This is a genomic window from Oleiphilus sp. HI0079 (assembly GCF_001635105.1).
The window spans coordinates 1-735 of record NZ_LWFT01001013.1 but is presented as its reverse complement, the minus strand read 5'-3'; the positions used below and the strand labels follow the sequence as shown (position 1 = coordinate 735).

Genomic DNA, 735 nt, shown 5'->3' with positions numbered 1-735 from the left:
AGAAAGAAACGTTTTGTCAGTTAACGCAAGCGACTAAAAGTCGAACTCGATGCGGGCAATCAATTGATTAGAAGGAAGCTGCGCTTTCAATTGCGCGTACGTTTTCCCGGTCTTTGGCTCTTGCCGGTCACCAAGAAGGTCGGCCATAGGAAGCAAGACGAAAGCGTTATAGAACAATTCTGGCCTAGGTAGGATAACGCCCTCCAGTTCTCCGACAAAATCATCGTAAGTGACGACATCAATGTCGAGACTTCTTGATGAAAACTTAGGGCCACCACGTACACGCCCATGTTGATCTTCAATGTCCTTCAAGATCGCATTCACTTCTGTGATGGAAAACGGGGTCTCAACACGCACAACGAAATTATAAAATGGGTCCCCATCAAATCCGACCGCCTCACTTTCGTAAACCGGTGAGAGCGTCAACTGTCCAAAAGCTTCCCGCAAACCAAATACAGCGGATCTGCTGTTTTGTTCACGATTAATATTGCTACCGACGCTTAAGAAGACTTCCACTCGTTAAACCCTTGAACGCTGAATCACAATACCGACACTTTTCGCTTCAGGTACCGCGCCAGGTTTCGCCAGTTTTAACTCAATCTGATCTACAGGAAAAGCGCTAAAGATGTGCGCTGTGATTTCATCGGCAAGATGTTCAAGTAAATCATGATGCTTACTCGTGACAATCGCTATAATGGCATTCGCCACTTCTGCATAGCTGACAGTGTCGTTGAT

The 735-nt window shown here is 46.1% G+C and carries 2 protein-coding genes; both read right to left on the bottom strand.

The genetic code is table 11. The annotated features are described in order from the left end of the window. Positions 1–33 precede the first annotated feature (33 nt). Positions 34–516, bottom strand: a complete 483-nt coding sequence (folK, locus tag A3750_RS18380; protein WP_068453675.1) for a 2-amino-4-hydroxy-6-hydroxymethyldihydropteridine diphosphokinase — start codon at positions 514–516, stop codon at positions 34–36. Positions 517–519: 3 nt separating this feature from the next. Beyond that, positions 520–735: dihydroneopterin aldolase (locus A3750_RS18375; protein ID WP_156498720.1), on the bottom strand; the 216-nt coding region annotated here is incomplete at its 5' end.